The 1,229-nt window shown below is 56.6% G+C and carries 1 protein-coding gene; it reads right to left on the bottom strand.

The genetic code is table 11. The annotated features are described in order from the left end of the window. Positions 1-18 precede the first annotated feature (18 nt). Positions 19-1,169, bottom strand: a protein-coding gene (locus AC1RQG_RS27800; protein ID WP_493136650.1) for an IS3 family transposase whose coding sequence is annotated in 2 segments (ribosomal slippage) — positions 19-929 and positions 929-1,169 — 1,152 coding nt in all. Because the reading frame shifts where the segments join, the coding sequence is not laid out codon by codon here. Positions 1,170-1,229: the final 60 nt, after the last annotated feature.

Raw genomic sequence — 1,229 nt, 5'->3', positions numbered from 1 at the left:
TGAATCGCCACGAGTTTGCTAGACACTCGCGAGCCGTTGGAAGTACCGCTTTTCATATTCGACCGGCGACAAGTCATCGCTGAAACTGTGCCGGCGCTTTGGATTGTAAAACATCTCGATGTAATCGAAGACGTCCTGCTTCGCATCCTCCCGAGTGCCATAGGTTTTGCGTCGAATCCGCTCCCGCTTCAGCAGCTGGAAAAAGCTCTCTGCGACGGCGTTATCGTGGCAATTCCCGCGCCGGCTCATGCTTTGCGTGAGGTTGTGCTCGTTCAGGAAGTCGCGCCAGTCATAGCTGCTGAATTGGCTGCCCTGATCAGAATGAACCATCACTGTATTCTTCGGCTGCCGTCGCCAGACGGCCATCAGGAGCGCATTCATCGCCAGCTCCCGATCGATGCGTGAGCTCATCGACCAACCAATTACCTGGCGCGAGAACAGATCAAGGACTACGGCCAGATAGAGCCAGCCCTCATAGGTGCGGATGTACGTGATATCCGTCACCCAGACCCGATTAGGTTCCTGCACGTCGAACTGGCGCTGCAGATGATTGGGCGCCACCATCGAAGGTGCGCCGCCGCGTTTATATTTGCGCTTGGCGTAGCCGGTTTGCGAACGAATTCCTGCCGATCGCATCAACCGGTGGACCCGGTTGATGCCGCATCGCTCCCCGAGTTCACGCAGATCGTCGCTGACTTTGCGGTAGCCGTACACGCTGCCGCTCTCTAGCCATGACTCCTTGATGGGTACGAGCAGGCGCTTGTCTTCCCTGGCGCGCTTGCTCTCAGGATTCAAGCGCCACGCATAGAAACCACTCGGATGGACATCGAGCACATTACACAGCCGCCGTACCGGGAATTGGTCCTGTAACTCAACAATTAAGGTGTACCTTACCCGGACGTCTTGGCAAAGTACACCGCGGCCTTTTTCAATATGTCGCGTTCCTCCGTGACGCGCTTCAGCTCGGCCTTCAGGCGCCGCATTTCATCACTTTGCGCGTCGACGGCCTTGCGCTCTTCCTCAGGGACGCCATAGCGCTTCACCCATGCGTACAGGCTATGGATGCTCACGCCAAGCCGCTCTGCGACTTCACTGACTGGATGCCCACGCTGCGCCACTTGTTTGACCGCCGCGATCTTGAATTCTTCCGTATACCGTTTGCCGCTCATACTCACTCCTTTAGCCTAGAATTATGGCTCAGGAGTGTCTACAAGAGTCGTGGCGATTCA

The organism is Rugamonas sp. GW822-FHT03B10, from assembly GCF_058801745.1.
Note: the sequence above shows the minus strand (reverse complement) of the source record. Positions and strands in the feature narration are given on the sequence as shown.